We start from the raw sequence: 17,783 nt of genomic DNA on the forward strand, positions 1-17,783 counted from the left end.
GGCCCTCCAGCATGGCCTCGCGGAACTTCTTCGACCCGTTCGCGTTCGTCCGCTCGCCGATCGCCAGGTACGAGGTGTCCTGCCGGAACGGCACGGTCTGGTAGAGCGAGGCCGCGCCCGGCTCGGGGCGCGGGTCGCGCGGCGCGGGCGTGAGGTCGCGGACGCGCTCGACGACCTGGCGCAGGTGCTCCGGGGTCGTGCCGCAGCAGCCGCCGACGAGGGAGAGGCCGTACTCGCGGACGAAGCTCTCCTGGGCGTCGGCGAGCTCGGCCGGGGAGAGCGGGTAGTGGGCGCCGTCGGAGGTGAGGACGGGCAGGCCGGCGTTGGGCATCACCGACAGCGGGACGCGGGAGTGCCGGGCGAGGTAGCGGAGGTGCTCGCTCATCTCGGCGGGGCCGGTGGCGCAGTTGAGGCCGATCATGTCGATGCCGAGCGGCTCCAGGGCCGTCAGGGCGGCGCCGATCTCGGAGCCGAGGAGCATGGTGCCGGTGGTCTCGACGGTGACCGAGACGATGAGCGGCACGTCGGCGCCGAGGGCGTCGAGGGCCTTGCGGGCGCCGATGACGGACGCCTTGGTCTGGAGGAGGTCCTGGGTGGTCTCGACGATGAGCGCGTCGGCGCCGCCGGCGAGGAGGCCCTCGGCGTTCTGCTGGTAGGCGTCGCGCAGGACGGTGTACGGGGCGTGGCCGAGGGTCGGCAGCTTGGTGCCGGGGCCGATGGAGCCGAGGACCCAGCGGGGCCGGCCGTCGGCGGCGGTGAACTCGTCGGCGACCTCGCGGGCGACGCGGGCGCCGGCCTCGGACAGCTCCAGCACCCGGTGGGCGATGTCGTACTCGCCGAGGGCCGCGTGGTTGGCGCCGAAGGTGTTGGTCTCGACGCAGTCGACGCCGGCGGCGAAGTACTCGCGGTGGACCGAGGCGACGATGTCGGGCCGGGTGAGGCTGAGGATCTCGTTGCAGCCTTCGAGGTTCTGGAAGTCCTCCAGGCTGGGGTCCTGGGCCTGGAGCATGGTCCCCATGGCGCCGTCGGCGACGACGACGCGGCTGGCGAGTGCCTCGCGGAGGGCGGCGACGCGGCTCCGGCTGTCGGCGGGGACGGAAGGGGTCGGCAACGAGGCCATGAAGGGGCTCCCTGGGCTGCGACGGCTGTCGGCTTTGCACCCTGGGCACAGGGCGCACGGGCTCAGCGTAGCCGTGGTTCGGCCGGGGCGGACACGGTGTCCCACGTGGCGGACGGCATCCTGTGTGCGAGGACTCCCGGCGAGGCCCCTTCTTCGAGGACACTGTCAGGTGCGAGGCAAGGTCGGCATCGACCGATAGTGTTCAGCATTGTCGAACAGCGTGATCTGTACGGGACGTGAGGAGAAGGGCCGGGCGATGGCGAAGAACATCCAGTCGCTTGAACGGGCGGCGGCCATGCTGCGACTGCTCGCGGGCGGCGAGCGCCGGCTCGGCCTGTCCGACATCGCCTCCTCGCTGGGACTGGCCAAGGGCACCGCCCACGGCATCCTGCGCACCCTCCAGGCGGAGGGCTTCGTGGAGCAGGACGGGCCCTCGGGCCGCTACCAGCTGGGGGCGGAGCTGCTGCGGCTCGGCAACAGCTATCTGGACGTGCACGAGCTGCGCGCGCGGGCACTGGTGTGGACGGACGACCTGGCGCGGTCCAGCGGGGAGAGCGTGCACCTCGGGGTGCTGCACCAGCAGGGCGTGCTGATCGTGCACCACGTCTTCCGGCCGGACGACAGCCGCCAGGTGCTGGAGGTGGGGGCGATGCAGCCGTTGCACTCCACGGCGCTGGGCAAGGTCCTGTCGGCGTACGACCCGGTGGCGCACAGCGAGGTGCTGGAGGTGGAGCGGGAGCCCCTCACTCCGCGCACGGTCACCGGCCTGGCGGACTTCGAGTCGCTGCTCGACATGACCCGGGCGCGCGGCTGGGCGGCGGACGTGGAGGAGACCTGGGAGGGCGTGGCCTCGGTGGCGGCGCCCATCCACGACCGGCGCCGGATGCCGGTGGGCGCGGTGGCGGTCACCGGGGCGGTGGAGCGGCTCTGCCCGTCCGGCGAGCTGCGCCCGGAGCTGGTGGCGGCGGTGCGGGACTGCGCCCGGGCGGTCTCCCGGGACCTGGGGGCGGGCCGCTTCTGAGCCCGCGCCCGCGGAGCCGGTGAGCCGGTCCGTACGGAGAGCGAACCCGTCGGTAACGATCGCGTTATCGGCGGGTTTTTCGCTTCCCAGACCCTTGACGCGCTGTTAACCCCAGGGCAAAACTTCCGTTCATCGGTCGGCATTGTCGAACACCTACCGGCAATAAGCGCTAGAGTGTGGCAGTGCCAAGGGCCGTGGACGCCCTCACACGAGGGCGCGGACCACCGGGGCGAACCGGGGTTCGCCCATCCCCTGGACGAAGGACAAAGGAGTCGCGGGTGTCCAGCTCCGACATCTTCCTCGGCGAGACCATCGGTACCGCCGTACTCATTCTTCTCGGCGGCGGCGTCTGCGCCGCCGTGACGCTCAAGAGCTCCAAGGCCCGCGGCGCCGGCTGGCTCGCGATCACCTTCGGGTGGGGCTTCGCCGTCATGACGGCCGTCTACATGACCGCTTCCCTCTCCGGGGCGCATCTGAACCCCGCCGTCACGGTCGGCATCGCCGTCAAGGACGGCGCCTGGGGCGACGTGCCGGTCTACATCGCCGGCCAGCTGCTCGGCGCGATGATCGGCGCCGCCCTGGTCTGGGTCGCCTACTACGGCCAGTTCCGGGCCCACCTCACCGACCCGGAGACCGTCGGCGAGAAGCCGGTCGAGGGCCCCGGCCCCGTGCTCGGCATCTTCTCCACCGGCCCCGAGATCCGGAACACCTGGCAGAACCTCGCCACCGAGATCATCGGCACCGTCGTGCTCGTCCTCGCCGTGCTCACCCAGGGCCTCAACGACAGCGGCAAGGGCCTCGGCGTCCTCGGCGCCCTGATCACGGCCTTCGTCGTGGTCTCGATCGGCCTCTCGCTCGGCGGCCCGACCGGTTACGCGATCAACCCGGCGCGCGACCTCGGCCCCCGCATCGTGCACGCGCTGCTCCCCCTCCCCAACAAGGGCGGCTCCGACTGGGGCTACGCCTGGATCCCGGTCGCCGGTCCGCTGATCGGCGGAGCCCTCGCCGCGGGTATCTACAACCTCGCGTTCGCCTGAGACGTAGAACAGCACCAGAGCCCCGAGCCGTCCTTCCCAGACTTCCCCAGGAGCACACCGTGACCGACGCCCACACCGCCGGCCCCTTCATCGCCGCCATCGACCAGGGCACCACCTCCTCCCGCTGCATCGTCTTCGACAAGGACGGCCGGATCGTCTCGGTCGACCAGAAGGAGCACGAGCAGATCTTCCCGAAGCCGGGCTGGGTCGAGCACGACGCCACCGAGATCTGGACCAACGTCCAGGAGGTCGTGGCCGGGGCGATCGTCAAGGCCGGCATCACCGCCGCCGACGTCAAGGCCATCGGCATCACCAACCAGCGCGAGACCACGCTGATGTGGGACAAGAACACCGGCGAGCCCGTCCACAACGCGCTCGTCTGGCAGGACACCCGCACCGACGCCCTCTGCAAGGAGCTCGGCCGCAACGTCGGCCAGGACCGCTTCCGCCGCGAGACCGGCCTCCCGCTCGCCTCCTACTTCTCCGGCCCCAAGGTCCGCTGGCTGCTCGACAACGTCGAGGGCCTGCGCGAGCGCGCCGAGCGCGGCGACATCCTCTTCGGCACCATGGACTCCTGGGTCATCTGGAACCTCACCGGCGGCACCGAGGGCGGCGTCCACGTCACCGACGTCACCAACGCCTCCCGCACCCTCCTGATGAACCTGCACGAGATGGCCTGGGACGAGCGCATCCTCCAGTCCATCGACATCCCGGCCGCGGTCCTCCCCGAGATCCGCTCCTCCGCCGAGGTGTACGGCACCGTCAAGGGCGGCGTCCTCGACGGCGTCCCGGTCGCCTCCGCGCTCGGCGACCAGCAGGCCGCCCTGTTCGGCCAGACCTGTTTCGCCGAGGGCGAGGCCAAGTCGACGTACGGCACCGGCACCTTCATGCTGATGAACACCGGCGACAAGATCATCAACTCCTACAGCGGCCTGCTGACCACCGTCGGCTACCAGATCGGCGACGCCAAGCCGGTCTACGCCCTGGAGGGCTCCATCGCCGTCACCGGCTCGCTCGTCCAGTGGATGCGCGACCAGATGGGCCTGATCAAGTCCGCCGCCGAGATCGAGACCCTGGCCTCCTCCGTCGAGGACAACGGCGGCGCCTACTTCGTGCCCGCCTTCTCCGGCCTCTTCGCCCCGTACTGGCGCTCCGACGCCCGCGGTGTGATCGCCGGCCTCACCCGGTACGTCACCAAGGCGCACATCGCCCGTGCCGTCCTGGAGGCCACCGCCTGGCAGACCCGCGAGATCACCGACGCCATGACCAAGGACTCCGGCGTCGAGCTGACCGCGCTCAAGGTCGACGGCGGCATGACCTCCAACAACCTGCTGATGCAGACCCTCTCGGACTTCCTGGACGCCCCCGTGGTGCGCCCCATGGTCGCCGAGACCACCTGCCTCGGCGCCGCCTACGCCGCCGGTCTGGCCGTCGGCTTCTGGCCGGACACCGAGGCGCTGCGCGCCAACTGGCGCCGTGCCGCGGAGTGGACCCCGCGCATGGACGCCGACAAGCGCGACAGCGAGTACAAGAACTGGCTCAAGGCCGTGGAGCGCTCCATGGGCTGGCTCGAAGAAGAGAAGTGACGAGGAGTAGCACGAGATGACCACCCCGCAGACCGTTCCCGCCCTCGGAACGCACCCGGCCGCCGGCTCGCTTCCGACCCGTGCCGAGACCAGAGAGCAGCTTGCCAAGGCGACGTACGACCTCCTGGTGATCGGCGGCGGCATCCTGGGCATCTCCACCGCCTGGCACGCCGCGCAGTCCGGTCTGCGGGTGGCCCTGGTGGACGCCGGCGACTTCGCCGGCGCCACCTCCTCGGCCTCCTCCAAGCTCCTCCACGGCGGCCTGCGCTACCTGCAGACCGGCGCCGTGAAGCTCGTCGCCGAGAACCACTTCGAGCGGCGCGCCGTCTCCCGGCAGGTGGCCCCCCACCTGTCCAACCCGCTCACCTTCTACCTGCCCGTCTACAAGGGCGGCCCGCACGGCGCCGCCAAGCTGGGCGCCGGCGTCTTCGCGTACTCCGCGCTGTCCGCCTTCGGCGACGGCGTCGGCCACCTCCTCTCCCCCGCCAAGGCGGCGCAGGACGTGCCCGAGCTGCGCACCGACAACCTCAAGGCCGTCGCCGTCTACGGCGACGACCAGATGAACGACGCCCGCATGGCGCTCATGACGGTCCGCGCGGCCGTCGACGCCGGCGCCGTCGTCCTCAACCACGCCGAGGTCACCGGTCTCCGCTTCACCCGGGGCCGGGTCACCGGCGCCGAGCTCAGGGACCGCGTGTCCGGCGAGGAGTTCGGCGTCACCGCGCGGCTCGTCCTCAACGCCACCGGCCCCTGGGTCGACCACCTGCGCCGGATGGAGGACCCCAACGCGGCCCCCTCCATCCGCCTCTCCAAGGGCGCTCACCTGGTCCTCAAGCGGACCGCCCCGTGGAAGGCCGCGCTCGCCACCCCGATCGACAAGTACCGGATCACCTTCGCCCTCCCCTGGGAGGACATGCTCCTGCTCGGCACCACCGACGAGGAGTACGAGGGCGACCCGGGCGAGGTCGCGGTCACCGAGAAGGACACCGCCCAGATCCTGGACGAGGCCGCCTTCTCCATCCGCGACCAGCAGCTCGACCGCTCCCTCATCACCTACGCCTTCGCCGGCCTGCGGGTGCTCCCGGGCGGTCCCGGCGACACCTCCAAGGCCAAGCGCGAGACGGTCGTCACCGAGGGCCGCGGCGGGATGCTGTCGGTCGCCGGCGGCAAGTGGACCACCTTCCGCCACATCGGCCGCACCATCATGAAGAAGCTGGAGGCGCTGCCGGGCCACCCGCTGGGCGAGGACTACGAGTCGGTCTCCACGCTCCCCAAGCGGCTGCCGCTCCCGGGCATCGCCAACCCGAACGCGGTCGCCCACCGACTGCTCGTCGACGGCCCGGCCCCCGGCCCGCGGATGGCCGCCGACACCGCCAAGCACCTGGCCACGCACTACGGTTCGCTCTCCTTCGACATCGCCCGCATGGCGAACGAGAACCCCGAGCTGGCCCGCCGGATCCACCCGGACGCCCCGGAGATCTGGGCGCAGGTCGCCTACGCCCGCGACCACGAGTGGGCCGAGACGGCCGACGACGTGCTGCGCCGCCGCACCACCCTGACCATCCGCGGTCTCGCCACCGACGAGGTCCGCGCCGGGGTCGACGCGATGCTGCGCGCGAAGTAGGTCCCGCGAGCCGAGGGGCGGTCCACTCCGGGGAGGGTGTGGACCGCCCCTCTCGCGTGCCCGTGTGCGGGGCCCCGATCCTGGGTAGTCGATCAAGGCCGCACGGGTTTTCGGGCGCGCCCGAGGGCTGCGGACGGACGACCCGAAAGCCGTAAGGTTGGTCCGTACGACACGAACTTCGAAGAAGGAGGCGCTGGGTGATCGAGCTCGAGGGGGTACCCGAGCTGATCGACCCGGTCATGGTGGCCGCGTTCGAGGGCTGGAACGACGCCGGCGACGCCGCCTCCACCGCGGTCGCTCATCTGGACCGGGAATGGAAGGGCGAGGTCTTCGCGGCGCTCGACGCCGAGGACTACTACGACTTCCAGGTCAACCGTCCGACGGTGTTCCTGGAGAACGGCGTCCGGAAGATCACCTGGCCGACGACCCGGCTCTCCGTGGTCCGGATCGGCGGCGACAAGCCGCGCGACCTGGTCCTGGTCCGGGGCATCGAGCCGTCGATGCGCTGGCGCTCCTTCTGCAACGAGCTGCTGGGCTTCGCGCACGAACTGGGCGTGGAGATGGTGGTGATCCTCGGCGCGCTGCTCGGCGACACCCCGCACACCCGCCCGGTGCCGGTCAGCGGCGTCACCTCCGACCCGGACCTGGCGCGGACGATGGACCTGGAGGAGACCCGCTACGAGGGCCCGACGGGCATCGTCGGCATCCTCCAGGAGGCGTGCACCCACGCGGGCGTGCCGGCGGTGAGCCTGTGGGCGGCGGTGCCGCACTACGTGTCGCAGCCGCCGAACCCGAAGGCGACGCTGGCCCTGCTGAACCGGCTGGAGGACCTGATCGGGCTGCGGATCCCGCTGGGCGAGCTGCCCGAGGACGCCCGCGCCTGGCAGCTGGGGGTGGACCAGCTGGCGGCGGAGGACAGCGAGGTCGCCGAGTACGTGCAGACGCTGGAGGAGGCGCGGGACACCGCGGAGCTGCCGGAGGCCTCGGGCGAGGCGATCGCCCGCGAGTTCGAGCGGTATCTGCGGCGGCGCGACCCCGGCCAGGGGCCCGGCCCCGGCGGTCCGGGAGTGGCGACGGAGAGCGGGGACACCTCGTACCTGCGCGATCCGGGCAGCGGCCGGACCCGGCCGCCGAAGCCGGATCCGGAGCGGCAGGCGGACCCCGAGCCGCAGGCGGACCCGGAGCCGCCGGAGGCGGCCGGGGAGCCCGGAACGGACGACGAGGAGTAGGACTCCCTCGGGACGCATGGAAGGGAGGGGTGGCTCGGCCACCCCTCCCCTTCCGCGTGCGGTGCGGTCCGGCGCTAGAGGGCGACGCCGAGGAGCGCGTCGACCGTGCGGGAGACGAGGCCGGGGGCGGCCTCGTCGGTGCCGCCGTCCGCCTCCTGGCGGGCGGCCCAGCGGTCGACCGCGGCGAGCGCGGCCGGGGCGTCGAGGTCGTCGGCGAGCGCCTCGCGGACCTCCTCGACCAGGGCGTCGGCGGACGGGCCGTCGGGCCGGGAGACCGCGGCGCGCCAGCGGCCGAGGCGGGCGACGGCGTCGGCGAGGACCTGATCGGTCCACTCCCAGTCGGCGCGGTAGTGGTGGGCGAGGAGGGCGAGCCGGACGGCGGCCGGGTCGACGCCCTCGCGGCGGAGCGCGGAGACGAAGACCAGGTTGCCCTTGGACTTCGACATCTTCTCGCCGTGCAGGGCGACCATGCCGGCGTGCACGTACGCCTTGGCCATGGGGAACTCGCCGGTGAGCGCCTGCGCGTGCGAGGCGCCCATCTCGTGGTGCGGGAAGATCAGGTCGGAGCCGCCGCCCTGCACGTCGAAGCCCATGCCGAGGTGGTCGAGGGCGATGGCGACGCACTCGATGTGCCAGCCGGGGCGGCCGGGGCCGAGGCTGCCGCCGTCCCAGCTGGGCTCGCCCTCGCGGGCGGCCATCCACAGCATCGGGTCGAGCGGGTTCTTCTTGCCGGGGCGCTCGGGGTCCCCGCCGCGCTCGGCGGAGAGGTGCCGCATGAGTTCGGTGTCGTAGTGCGAGACCTCGCCGAAGTGCGGGTCGGCCTCGACGGAGAAGTAGACGTCGCCGTCGAGCTCGTAGGCGGCGCCGGAGTCCCGGAGCCGTTCGACCAGCGGGATGATGGAGGGTATCGACTCGACCGCGCCGACGTAGTGGCGCGGCGGCAGCATCCGCAGGGCGGTCATGTCCTCGCGGAAGAGGGAGGTCTCGCGCTCGGCGAGTTCGGTCCAGTCGATGTCGTCGCGGAGGGCGCGCTCCAGGAGCGGGTCGTCCACGTCCGTCACGTTCTGGACGTAGTGCACCTGCCGCTTGGTGTCGAGCCACACGCGCTGCACGAGGTCGAACGCGTTGTAGGTCGCCGCGTGACCCATGTGGGTCGCGTCGTAGGGCGTGATGCCGCAGACGTAGATACGGGCGACGGGGCCGGGGGCGAGGGTCACTCGTCCGCCGGTCGCGGTGTCGTGGATCCGGAGGTCGCGGCCCTTGCCGGGAAGGGCGGGGACCTCGGAAGCGGGCCAGGCATGCATGACCCGAGCGTAACCGGACAGCTCTTTCGGATACGAACCGGATCCGGAATCTTGTCCGATCGTGCGCTCTTGCGGGTGAGCGAGGTCTGTGTATACCCCCCAGGGGTCCGGCGGACTCCCCGGCCGGGCCGGCCGGTATGGCCGAAACCCTACGGTTCCTAGACCGGCGGCCAGGGGATCGCGGGCCACTGCCCGGACGGCTCCGGGTGGCGTCCGGACGCCAGCAGCGCCGCGACCCGCTCCCGTACGGCGGACACCTCGGCGGCCGTGAGCAGTTCCCCCAACCGGGTGGCGAGGGGCCCTCCGGGGGCCAGGGCGGGGGCGAGCCCTTCGAGGACCCCGGTGGCCTCGGCGGGCAGCTCCTGGCCCGCCCAGCCCCACAGCAGGGTGCGCAGCTTGTCCTCGACGTGGAAGGAGACGCCGTGGTCGATGCCGTAGAGCCGGCCGCCGGGGGCGGGGAGCAGGTGGCCGCCCTTGCGGTCGCCGTTGTTCATCACCGCGTCGAGGACGGCGAGCCGGCGCAGCCCGGGGGTGTCGGCGTGGACGAGGAGCGCGGTGCGCCCCTCCCCCACCTCGGCGGGACCGACGGCCCTCCAGCCCTCGGCCGCCTCCTCGTCCTCGGTGAGGGCGAGCAGCCGGGCCTCCGGGTCGGCCTCGATCCAGAGCTGGACCATGCCCTCGCCGTACGGGCCGTCCCGCAGCACCGTGGGCGGGACCAGGCCCCAGCCGGTGGCCTCGGAGAGCTCGTACGCGGCGACCTCGCGCTCGGCGAGGGTGCCGTCGGGGAAGTCCCACAGGGGGCGCTCCCCCGCGACCGGCTTGTAGACGCAGGCGGCCTCGCGGCCCTCGTGGGCGACCGTGCAGTAGAGCACCGCGTTGGACGCCTCACGGACCTGCCCCCGCACGGTCAGCTCACCGCGGGCGAGCAGCTCGGTGTCCGGCGGGAAGTCGGGGCTGCTGCTCATGCTCCGCGGCGGTATCCGTTCTGGCGGGGGCAGACGTGGCCTTCCGGGTCCAGCGGCAGGCTGCACAGCGGGCACGGCGGGCGGCCGGCGTTGACCACGTCCAGCGCCCGCTTGGCGAAGGCGCGGGCCTGGGCGCCGCTGAGGCGGACGCGGAGCATCGGCGGGCCGTTCTCCTCGTCCTGGAGCAGCCGCTCCTCGGCCGCGGCGAGGTCCTCCTCGGAGTCCGCGTCCAGTTCGACGAGGGCCTGGGCCTCGACGATCATGCGCTGTTCCTCGCCGTCCCAGGCGAGCGCCATGGTCCCGACCCGGAACTCCTCCTCGACGGGGGTGTCGAGGGGGGCGGTGTCGGCGATGTCGGCGGGGGCCACGGCCGGCACCGGGGCGTTGCCCCCGGTGCGGCGCAGCACCTCGTCGAGGAGCTCGTCGATCCGCTCGGCGAGTGCGGCGACCTGGGTCTTCTCCAGGGCGACGCTGGTGACCCGGCCGGCCGCGGACGCCTGGAGGAAGAACGTCCGGCGGCCAGGCAGCCCGACCGTGCCGGCCACGAAACGCTCCGGTGGGTCGTAGAGGAACACCTGACGGGACACTCTCCCGGCTCCCTTGACTGTCGACTGTCGTACGGCAACGGCGAGTCCACCCTACTGCGCGGAAGGATCACGGTGCGCCCGCGCCGCCCCCCACCTCGGCCGTCCCACTGCTGTCGGGGGTCTCACGGGGGGCCAGCGCGGCGAGGTCGCCGGTGTCGCCGAGGCGGACCAGGAAGGGGCGCAGCCGGGTGTAGCGGATCACGGTGAGCGAGCAGGGGTCGACGTGGACGCGCTGGAAGAGGTCGAGGTGGAGGCCGAGGGCGTCGGCGACCAGGGACTTGATGATGTCGCCGTGGGAGCACAGGGCGTAGACGGCGTCCTCGCCGTGCTCGGCGTCGACCCGGGCGTTCCAGTCGCGGACCGCCTCGACGGCCCGCGCCTGCATGGCGCGCATGGACTCGCCGCCGGGGAAGACGGCGGCGGAGGCGTGCGCCTGGACGACCTCCATCAGCGGTTCGTCGTTCAGTTCGCTGAGCTTGCGGCCCGACCAGTCGCCGTAGTCGCATTCGTTGACCCGGTCCTCGACGTGGAGCGGGAGGTCCGGGCGGGCGTCCAGGAGCGGCTGGAGGGTCTCGCGGCAGCGCTGGAGGGGGCTGGAGACGGCGGCGGCGAGCGGGATCCCGGCGAGCCGGGAGGGCAGGGCGGCGGCCTGGGCGGCCCCGCGCTCGTCGAGCGCCACCCCCGGCGTGCGCCCGGCGAGCAGTCCGGAGGTGTTGGCGGTGGAGCGTCCGTGCCGGACGAGGATCAGCGTGGCCATGTCGGCCAGCCTACGGCGCGGGCGCGGGTGTGGGACGGTCCGCGGCGGGTAGGCGGGCGTGCGGAACCGGTACCGGGAAGGGAGAATACGGCGCGTGATCGTCGACTCCGCCCTCTACCGCGACGGCCGCAGGACCGACTGCGGCGGCGACCTCTCGCGCGCCCTGGCCGAGGCACGGGCCTCCGGTCACGCCTTCCTCTGGGTGGGGCTCCACGAGCCGACGGAGGCCGAGTTCGACCACGTGGCCTCGGAGTTCGCGCTGCACCCGCTGGCGGTCGAGGACGCCCTGAAGGCCCACCAGCGGCCCAAGCTGGAGATCTACGACGACTCCCTCTTCGTGGTGCTGAAACCGGTGGACTACGAACCGGAGAGCGACCGGGTCTCCTCCGGCGAGCTGATGCTGTTCCTGGGCGACTCCTTCGTGGTGACCGTCCGGCACGGCGAGGGGGCGCCCCTGGCGGCCGTGCGCAAGCGGCTGGAGACGCAGCCGGAGGTGCTGCGGCACGGGCCGACGTCGGTGCTCTACGCGGTGAGCGACGCGGTGGTCGACCACTACCTGGACGTGGCGGGCGAGCTCCAGGTGGACCTGGAGGAGCTGGAGGCCGACGTCTTCGCGCCGGGCGGGACCGGGACGGCGAACACGGCGGAGCGGATCTACACGGCGAAGCGGCAGGTGCTGGAGTTCCGGCGGGCGACGGGTCCCCTCGCGGCGCCGATGGCCCGGCTGACGGCGGGCACGGTGCCGTTCGTGAACACGGAGTCGCAGCCCTTCTTCCGCGACGTCAACGACCACCTGCTGCGCGCCAACGAGCAGGTGGAGGGGCTGGACCGGCTGCTGTCGGACGTGCTGTCGGCGCACCTGGCGCAGATGGGGGTGCGGCAGAACGACGACATGCGGAAGATCTCGGCCTGGGCGGCGATGGCCGCGGTGCCCACGATGGTGGCGGGGATCTACGGCATGAACTTCGACCACATGCCGGAGCTGCACTGGGTGTGGTCGTACCCGGCGGTGATCCTGCTGATGGCGGGGGCCGTGACGGGCCTGCACCGCCTGTTCAAGCGGCGCGGCTGGCTCTGAACCGGCCGCGCCGGGGCCCGGTCAGAAGGCCGGGGCGGGGACGGCCGGGCCGCCGAGCGCGTCGAGCCGGTCGGGCATCCGCAGGCTGATCATCTTGTGCCAGCCGGCGGCCCGCTCGTAGGCGTACATGCCGTGGATGCCCGCGGCGAGCACCGCTCCCTTGGCCTTCGGCCACTTCAGGATGCGGCCCATGTGGCCCATGACGGCGAGGCTGACGTCCCGGTAGACCTGGATCTCGGTGAGCGCCGACTCGCGCAGGGTGGTCTGGATGAGGCGGCCGTGGCCGGCCCGGGCGAGCCGGAGCAGTTCCTCGTGGCAGTACGCGAGGTGGTTGGCCTCGTCGTTGTCGATCATGTGGATGGCCTTGCCCAGCTCCGGGTGGTCGCCGAAGTTCGTGACGAGCATGTCCATCTGGTCGGCCGCGCGCTGCTCGGTGACCCGGCTGTGCGCGAGGTAGACGACGACGTCCCGCTCGGTCAGCGGTTCCTCGCCGCGGAGCTTCTCGTGGGCGAGGCCGATGCCGCGCCGTTCGAGGAGCATCGTGTAGTCGGTCTCGGGCGGGACGGGGACGGGTTCGAGGCCGCGCTTGCGCAGCAGCGCGTTGAAGATGCGCCCGTGCTTGTCCTCGTCGGCGCCGTGACGGGTGATCTTGGGGGCGAGCTCCCGCATGCCGGGGGCGACGAGGGCGGCGATCCGGGCGTTCTCCCAGCCGCCCTGCGACTCGCCGCTGGCGGCGATCGAGCAGAAGAGCCGGAAGGCCTCGTCGTCGTCGATGATTTCCTGGAACAGGCTCTTGGCCGTGAGCATCGCTGCCACCTCCATGCGGACGTCCGCACTCCGCGCGTCCGGGGAGACCGAGTCAAACGCCGTCCGGGACGGCGGGCAACAGGAGGGCTCGGCGGCATCGGCCGAAAGAGTGAGGGGCGGGGCCGTAACCGGGAGGCGCGGTGTCGCGTTGAAGGGCATGACGGCCGTGGCGGGGAAGACCCCCGAGCCCCCACCACGGCCGCAGGCTTTCCCCGCCGCTCCCGTTACGCCAGGCCGGCCCGCTCCATGGCCTCGACGCCCGCGCGCAGGGCGGCGAGACGCTCGTCGAGGGTGAAGCCGGCGGGGGCCAGGGTCAGCGTGGTGACACCGGCCTCCGCGTACGCGGTCATGCGGTCGGCGATCCGGTCGACGGTGCCGAGCAGGGCGGTCCGGTCGATCAGGGAGTGGGGCACGGCGGCCGCGGCGCCCGTCTTGTCGCCGGCCAGGTACTTGTCCTGGATCTCGGCGGCCTCCTTCTCGTAGCCCATGCGCCGGGCGAGCTGGTTGTAGAAGTTCTGCTTGCGGCTGCCCATGCCGCCCACGTAGAGGGCGGTGTACGGACGGAAGACGTCGGCGAGCGCGTCGACGTCCTCGCCGAGGGCGAGCGGCAGCGTCGGACAGACGTCGAAGCCCTCCATGGTCAGACCGGCCTTCTCGCGGCCCGCCCGCAGGGGACGCAGGGCGGTCTCCTCCAGGTGCTCGGCCGAGGGGAAGATCAGCAGGGCGCCGTCGGCGATCTCGCCGGTCTGCTCCAGGTTCTTCGGGCCGATCGCGGCGATGTACAGCGGGATGTGCTCGCGCTGCGGGTGGACGGTCAGCTTGATCGGCTTGCCGGGCCCGCCGGGCAGCGGCAGCGTCCAGTGCTCGCCCTCGTGGGTCAGGCGCTCGCGGGACATCGCCTTGCGGACGATCTCCACGTACTCGCGGGTGCGGGCGAGGGGTTTGTCGAACTTCACGCCGTACCAGCCCTCGGAGACCTGCGGGCCGGAGACGCCGAGGCCGAGGCGGAACCGGCCGCCGGAGAGGGAGTCCAGGGTGGCGGCGGTCATCGCCGTCATGGCGGGCTGACGGGCCGGGATCTGCATGATCGCCGAGCCGACGTCGATCCGCTCCGTCTTCGCGGCGACCCAGGAGAGCACGGTCGGGGCGTCCGAGCCGTACGCCTCCGCCGCCCAGCAGACGTCGTAGCCGAGCCGGTCGGCCTCCTGGGCGACGGCCAGGTTGTCGCCGTCCATGCCGGCGCCCCAGTAGCCGAGGTTGATGCCGAGCCGCATTTACACGCACCCCTTACCCATCGGTAACGTCTCTCGGTCCGGACTCTAGCGCGCCCTCCCCGAATCCGTCAGGAGCCGGACGCCACGCCCGTCGTCCACAGGTTCTGTCCACAGGGTCTCTCCGCGTGCTGCCCCGGCCAGTAATGTCGCGGCCATGGAGCAGAGGCATCTCGGACGTACCGGCCTGCGCGTCTCGCGCATCGGGCTCGGCACGCTCACCTGGGGGCGGGACACCGACGAGCACGACGCCGCGGAGCAGCTGAAGGCGTTCTGGGAGGCGGGCGGCACCCTCGTGGACACCGCGGACGTGTACGGCGGCGGCGAGGCGGAGTACCTGCTCGGGCGGCTCATGGAGCGGCTGGTGCCCCGGCGCGACCTGATCCTGTCCACCAAGGCGGGCAGCGTCCCCGACCCGGACCGGCGCACCGACGGCTCCCGGGGCCACCTGCTCGCCGCCCTCGACGCCTCCCTGGCCCGGCTCGGCACCGACCACGTGGACCTGTGGCAGCTGCACGCCTACGACCCGTACACCCCGCTGGAGGAGTCCCTCCAGGCCCTGGACATCGCGGTGCGCAGCGGCCGGGCGCGGTACGCGGGCGTGGCGAACTTCTGCGGCTGGCAGCTCGCCAAGGCGGGCACCTGGCAGCTGGCCGGCGACCGCACCCGGCTCGCCGGGGCACAGCTGGAGTACTCGCTGCTCCAGCGGGGCGTCGAGCGGGAGGTGCTGCCCGCCGCGGTCGACCTCGGCATAGGTCTGCTGCCGTCCTCCCCGCTGGGCCGCGGGGTGCTCACCGGCAAGTACCGGAGCGGCACCCCCACCGACTCCCGGGGCGCCTCGGAGGCGCTGGCGCCGTTCGTGGAGCCCTACCTGGACGAGGCCGCGAGCCGGATCGTGGAGGCGGTCAGCACCGCCGCCGACGGGCTCGCCACCAGTCCGCTGCACGTGGCGCTCGCCTGGGTCAGGGACCGGCCGGGCGTCGCCGCCCCGATCGTCGGCGCGCGGACGGCCCGCCAGCTCACGGCCGCCCTGTCGGTGGAGGGCCTTAGTCTTCCTGACGAGATCTGCCGGGCTTTGGACGATGTGTCCGCGCCCGTGCACCGCTATCCGGATCACGACTGGAGCACCTTGTGACCGAGCCTTCCGGGGAGACCGCGCCCGAGGCACCCGAGGACGTGGACCAGGCCGACGTGGAACAGGACGACGCGGACCGCGAGGACGCGGCACCGTCCGCCGAAGCCGCCGAGGCCACCGGGTCCGTCGAGACCTCGGAGCCCGACGAGTCCTCCGAAGCCGCCGCGCCCTCCGAGTCTCCCGAGGCCGCCGAAGCAGCCGAAGCAGCCGACTCGTCGAAGGAGGCGGCGCCGGAGCTGAGCGAGGCGCAGGCGGAGCTGGCGGCGCAGCGGGAGCTGCGGGCCAGGATCGAGGCGCGGAAGGCCGAGAAGTCCGGGCCCGTGGCGAGCGGGAGCAAGCTGAGCGGCACCGCGGCCGACCTGCTCGCCGCCGTGCGCGCCGTCGAGGGCGGCTCCGCCTCCGGCGGCTCCTTCTACGCCCCGGCGCCCGAGCCGCCGCGCGCCCCCCGGCCGCCCGAGGCCCCCGTCCGTCCGGCCGCCCCCGCGGCGCCACCCGCGCCCACGGCCGGCGCGCTGGCCGGGGTCCGCGAGGTGCTGGCCCGGGGCGGCGCGCCCGAGGCGCTGGCCGGGCAGGTCGCCGCCGCGCTCGGCGAGCAGGCCGCCGAGGCCCTGACCGGGGACCCGTGGCAGCTGCTGGCCGTCGCCGGGGTGCGGCCGGAGCAGGCCGACGGCTTCGCACGGGCGCTGCTCGGCGGCGCCTGCGGGCCGGACGACCCGCGCCGTACCGTCGCCCTGACCGTGTGGCTGCTGGACCGGGCCGCCCTCCAGGGCCACACCGCGCTCACGCTCGACGAGGTGGCCGCCGGGCTCGCCCGGCACGGGGTCCCCGACCCGGAGAAGGCCGTGGAGACGGCCGTCTCCGAGGGCGCCGTCCTGCTCTTCCAGGAGGAGGCCGAGGAGACCGAGCCGGAGGACGCCGAGGAGGGCGAGCCGTCCGGGACCCTCGCCGGGAGCGACGAGGGCCCGGCGGAGCCCCCGCTCCTCGGGCTCGACCGGTACGCGCTGGCCGAGGAGAGCCTCGCGGACGGGCTGGCCCGGCTGGTGCGCACCGTCACCGTCGAGGAGTGGGACGGCGGCGAGCTGGAGCGGGCCGTCGGCGGTCACGGCCTGGTGCTGCACACCGGCGGCGAGGCCGCCCGCGCCGAGCCGCTGGCGCTGGCCGCCGCCGCGCGGGAGCGCGGCCTGCGCGTCCTGGTCACCGTGCACGACACCGGGCGGGTGGGCGACGAGGAGCGGGCCGCCGGTACGACGGTGCCGCTCGCCGCGCTGCTCTCCGGGGCGGCCGGACCCGGCCGGGACGAGGAAGGCGGTCTCGCCCTGGACCTGCTGGTGGTGCTCGACGCGCCGCAGCTGGACGTGGAGACGGGCGCGATGCTCGTCGAGGCGCTCCCGGACGGCTGCCGGCTGGTCCTCAGCGGCGACCCGGAGGTCCTCGGGTCGGCCGGTCCCGGCGCGGTGTTCGCCGACGCGCTCGCGGCCCGCGTCTGCCCCCGGGTGGCCTCCCGCCGCCCGGACCCGGGCCCGCTGGGCGAGCTGGTCTCCGGCATCGGCGTCGGTGAGCTGAACCAGGTCGAGGCCCCCGGCAAGGAGGTCGTGATCGTCCCCGTGCGGGACGCCGGCGAGGCCGTGCACCGCACGGTCCAGCTGGTCGCCGACTCGGTGCCGCGCGCCTTCGGCCTCTCCCCCGAGCAGACCCGGGTGATCACGGTCGGCCACGGCGGCTCGGCCGGGACCCGCGCGCTCAACACCGCCCTGAAGCAGCGGCTGAACCCGGGCCCGGGCCGCTTCGGCGGCTACGACCCGGGCGACCGGGTGGCGTACGCGCCGGCGCCCGGCCGGACGGTGACGGGCACGGTCCTCGGGGCCGACGCCGAGGGCCTGCGGCTGGACACCGGGGACGGCGAGCTCGTCGTGCCGAAGGAGCGGGTGGAGTCGGCGCTGCGGCACGGCTGGGCGCTGACCGCGCACCAGGCGGCCGGCGGCCGGTGGCCCGCGGTGGTCGTGGTGCTGCCGGGCGACGCGGCGCCGGGGCTGAGCAGGCCCTGGGTCTACACGGCCTTCGGCCGGGCCGAGCGCCACCTGTCGGTCGTCCACGGCGTGGACCAGGCGCTGCCCCGGTCGGTCGCCGAGGTCCTCGCCCCGGCGCGCACGACCCGCCTCCGGCCGCTCCTGATCGGCCTCCTCGCCGCTCCCGACGAGGAGTGACGGCGGGCTCCGGCACGCCGGAGGGCCGGGACGTCAGCGTGATGTCCCGGCCCTCCGG

Annotated in this window: 15 protein-coding genes; 8 read left to right on the top strand and 7 right to left on the bottom strand. The window is 73.4% G+C overall.

The genetic code is table 11. From position 1 onward, the window contains the following. Positions 1 to 1,120 (bottom strand): homocysteine S-methyltransferase family protein (locus ACF1ED_RS31405; RefSeq protein ID WP_391766241.1); only part of this gene is annotated, 1,120 nt, incomplete at its 3' end. Between the two features lie 256 nt (positions 1,121 to 1,376). On the opposite strand from ACF1ED_RS31405, the gene ACF1ED_RS31410 reads away from it, so the two are divergent. The 5 genes from ACF1ED_RS31410 to ACF1ED_RS31430 all read left to right on the top strand — a co-directional run bounded on the left by ACF1ED_RS31410 (position 1,377) and on the right by ACF1ED_RS31430 (position 7,617). Continuing rightward, complete coding sequence (locus tag ACF1ED_RS31410; protein WP_391766243.1) at positions 1,377 to 2,141, top strand: IclR family transcriptional regulator; 765 nt, start codon at positions 1,377 to 1,379, stop codon at positions 2,139 to 2,141. Positions 2,142 to 2,419: 278 nt separating this feature from the next. Beyond that, positions 2,420 to 3,178, top strand: coding sequence for an MIP/aquaporin family protein (locus ACF1ED_RS31415; protein ID WP_391766245.1), 759 nt, complete (start codon positions 2,420 to 2,422; stop codon positions 3,176 to 3,178). Between the two features lie 59 nt (positions 3,179 to 3,237). Continuing rightward, a complete protein-coding gene (gene glpK / locus ACF1ED_RS31420) occupies positions 3,238 to 4,764 on the top strand; it encodes a glycerol kinase GlpK (protein ID WP_391766247.1) in 1,527 nt (508 codons plus the stop codon). Between the two features lie 16 nt (positions 4,765 to 4,780). Further along, positions 4,781 to 6,388, top strand: a complete 1,608-nt coding sequence (locus tag ACF1ED_RS31425; RefSeq protein WP_391766248.1) for an FAD-dependent oxidoreductase — start codon at positions 4,781 to 4,783, stop codon at positions 6,386 to 6,388. Positions 6,389 to 6,585: 197 nt separating this feature from the next. Then, a complete protein-coding gene (locus ACF1ED_RS31430) occupies positions 6,586 to 7,617 on the top strand; it encodes a PAC2 family protein (RefSeq protein WP_391766250.1) in 1,032 nt (343 codons plus the stop codon). A gap of 74 nt (positions 7,618 to 7,691) precedes the next feature. On the opposite strand, the gene mshC is transcribed toward ACF1ED_RS31430, so the two are convergent. The 4 genes from mshC to ACF1ED_RS31450 form a co-directional block, all read right to left on the bottom strand. After that, the gene (gene mshC, locus ACF1ED_RS31435; protein ID WP_391766252.1) at positions 7,692 to 8,921 is read right to left on the bottom strand and encodes a cysteine--1-D-myo-inosityl 2-amino-2-deoxy-alpha-D-glucopyranoside ligase; all 1,230 of its coding nucleotides are present in this window, start codon (positions 8,919 to 8,921) and stop codon (positions 7,692 to 7,694) included. Between the two features lie 158 nt (positions 8,922 to 9,079). Then, positions 9,080 to 9,886, bottom strand: a complete 807-nt coding sequence (locus ACF1ED_RS31440) for an SCO1664 family protein (RefSeq protein WP_391766254.1) — start codon at positions 9,884 to 9,886, stop codon at positions 9,080 to 9,082. Next, positions 9,883 to 10,473 (bottom strand): DUF3090 domain-containing protein, encoded by a 591-nt coding sequence (locus ACF1ED_RS31445; protein ID WP_391766256.1) that lies wholly within the window; start codon positions 10,471 to 10,473, stop codon positions 9,883 to 9,885. Before ACF1ED_RS31445 ends, ACF1ED_RS31440 begins: the two co-directional genes overlap by 4 nt. A gap of 67 nt (positions 10,474 to 10,540) precedes the next feature. Further along, a complete protein-coding gene (locus ACF1ED_RS31450; protein WP_391766258.1) occupies positions 10,541 to 11,230 on the bottom strand; it encodes a histidine phosphatase family protein in 690 nt (229 codons plus the stop codon). An 85-nt stretch (positions 11,231 to 11,315) separates the two neighbouring features. Here ACF1ED_RS31450 and corA point away from each other — a divergent pair, with 85 nt between their 5' ends. Continuing rightward, on the top strand, positions 11,316 to 12,308 hold the full coding sequence (gene corA / locus ACF1ED_RS31455) for a magnesium/cobalt transporter CorA (RefSeq protein WP_391766481.1): 993 nt from the start codon (positions 11,316 to 11,318) through the stop codon (positions 12,306 to 12,308). A 21-nt stretch (positions 12,309 to 12,329) separates the two neighbouring features. On the opposite strand, the gene ACF1ED_RS31460 is transcribed toward corA, so the two are convergent. Continuing rightward, positions 12,330 to 13,115, bottom strand: coding sequence for a ferritin-like domain-containing protein (locus tag ACF1ED_RS31460; protein WP_391766260.1), 786 nt, complete (start codon positions 13,113 to 13,115; stop codon positions 12,330 to 12,332). Positions 13,116 to 13,339: 224 nt separating this feature from the next. Beyond that, on the bottom strand, positions 13,340 to 14,389 hold the full coding sequence (locus ACF1ED_RS31465) for an LLM class F420-dependent oxidoreductase (RefSeq protein ID WP_391766262.1): 1,050 nt from the start codon (positions 14,387 to 14,389) through the stop codon (positions 13,340 to 13,342). Positions 14,390 to 14,543: 154 nt separating this feature from the next. On the opposite strand from ACF1ED_RS31465, the gene ACF1ED_RS31470 reads away from it, so the two are divergent. Both ACF1ED_RS31470 and ACF1ED_RS31475 read left to right on the top strand, forming a co-directional pair. Then, entirely contained in the window at positions 14,544 to 15,521 is a 978-nt protein-coding gene (locus ACF1ED_RS31470; RefSeq protein ID WP_391766264.1) for an aldo/keto reductase, read from the top strand. Beyond that, the gene (locus ACF1ED_RS31475) at positions 15,518 to 17,725 is read left to right on the top strand and encodes a helix-hairpin-helix domain-containing protein (protein WP_391766266.1); all 2,208 of its coding nucleotides are present in this window, start codon (positions 15,518 to 15,520) and stop codon (positions 17,723 to 17,725) included. Before ACF1ED_RS31470 ends, ACF1ED_RS31475 begins: the two co-directional genes overlap by 4 nt. Positions 17,726 to 17,783 lie beyond the last annotated feature (58 nt).

The organism is Streptomyces sp. NPDC014656 (genome assembly GCF_043084305.1).
Classification (GTDB): domain Bacteria; phylum Actinomycetota; class Actinomycetes; order Streptomycetales; family Streptomycetaceae; genus Streptomyces.

Excerpts from the sequence above, each read along its gene's own strand:
- ACF1ED_RS31465 (WP_391766262.1), bottom strand. The coding sequence starts at position 14,389 with ATGCGGCTCGGCATCAACCTCGGCTACTGGGGCGCCGGCATGGACGGC.
- ACF1ED_RS31410 (WP_391766243.1), top strand. The coding sequence starts at position 1,377 with ATGGCGAAGAACATCCAGTCGCTTGAACGGGCGGCGGCCATGCTGCGA.
- ACF1ED_RS31450 (WP_391766258.1), bottom strand. The coding sequence starts at position 11,230 with ATGGCCACGCTGATCCTCGTCCGGCACGGACGCTCCACCGCCAACACC.
- ACF1ED_RS31460 (WP_391766260.1), bottom strand. The coding sequence starts at position 13,115 with ATGCTCACGGCCAAGAGCCTGTTCCAGGAAATCATCGACGACGACGAG.
- ACF1ED_RS31440 (WP_391766254.1), bottom strand. The coding sequence starts at position 9,886 with ATGAGCAGCAGCCCCGACTTCCCGCCGGACACCGAGCTGCTCGCCCGC.
- ACF1ED_RS31425 (WP_391766248.1), top strand. The coding sequence starts at position 4,781 with ATGACCACCCCGCAGACCGTTCCCGCCCTCGGAACGCACCCGGCCGCC.
- ACF1ED_RS31470 (WP_391766264.1), top strand. The coding sequence starts at position 14,544 with ATGGAGCAGAGGCATCTCGGACGTACCGGCCTGCGCGTCTCGCGCATC.
- mshC (WP_391766252.1), bottom strand. The coding sequence starts at position 8,921 with ATGCATGCCTGGCCCGCTTCCGAGGTCCCCGCCCTTCCCGGCAAGGGC.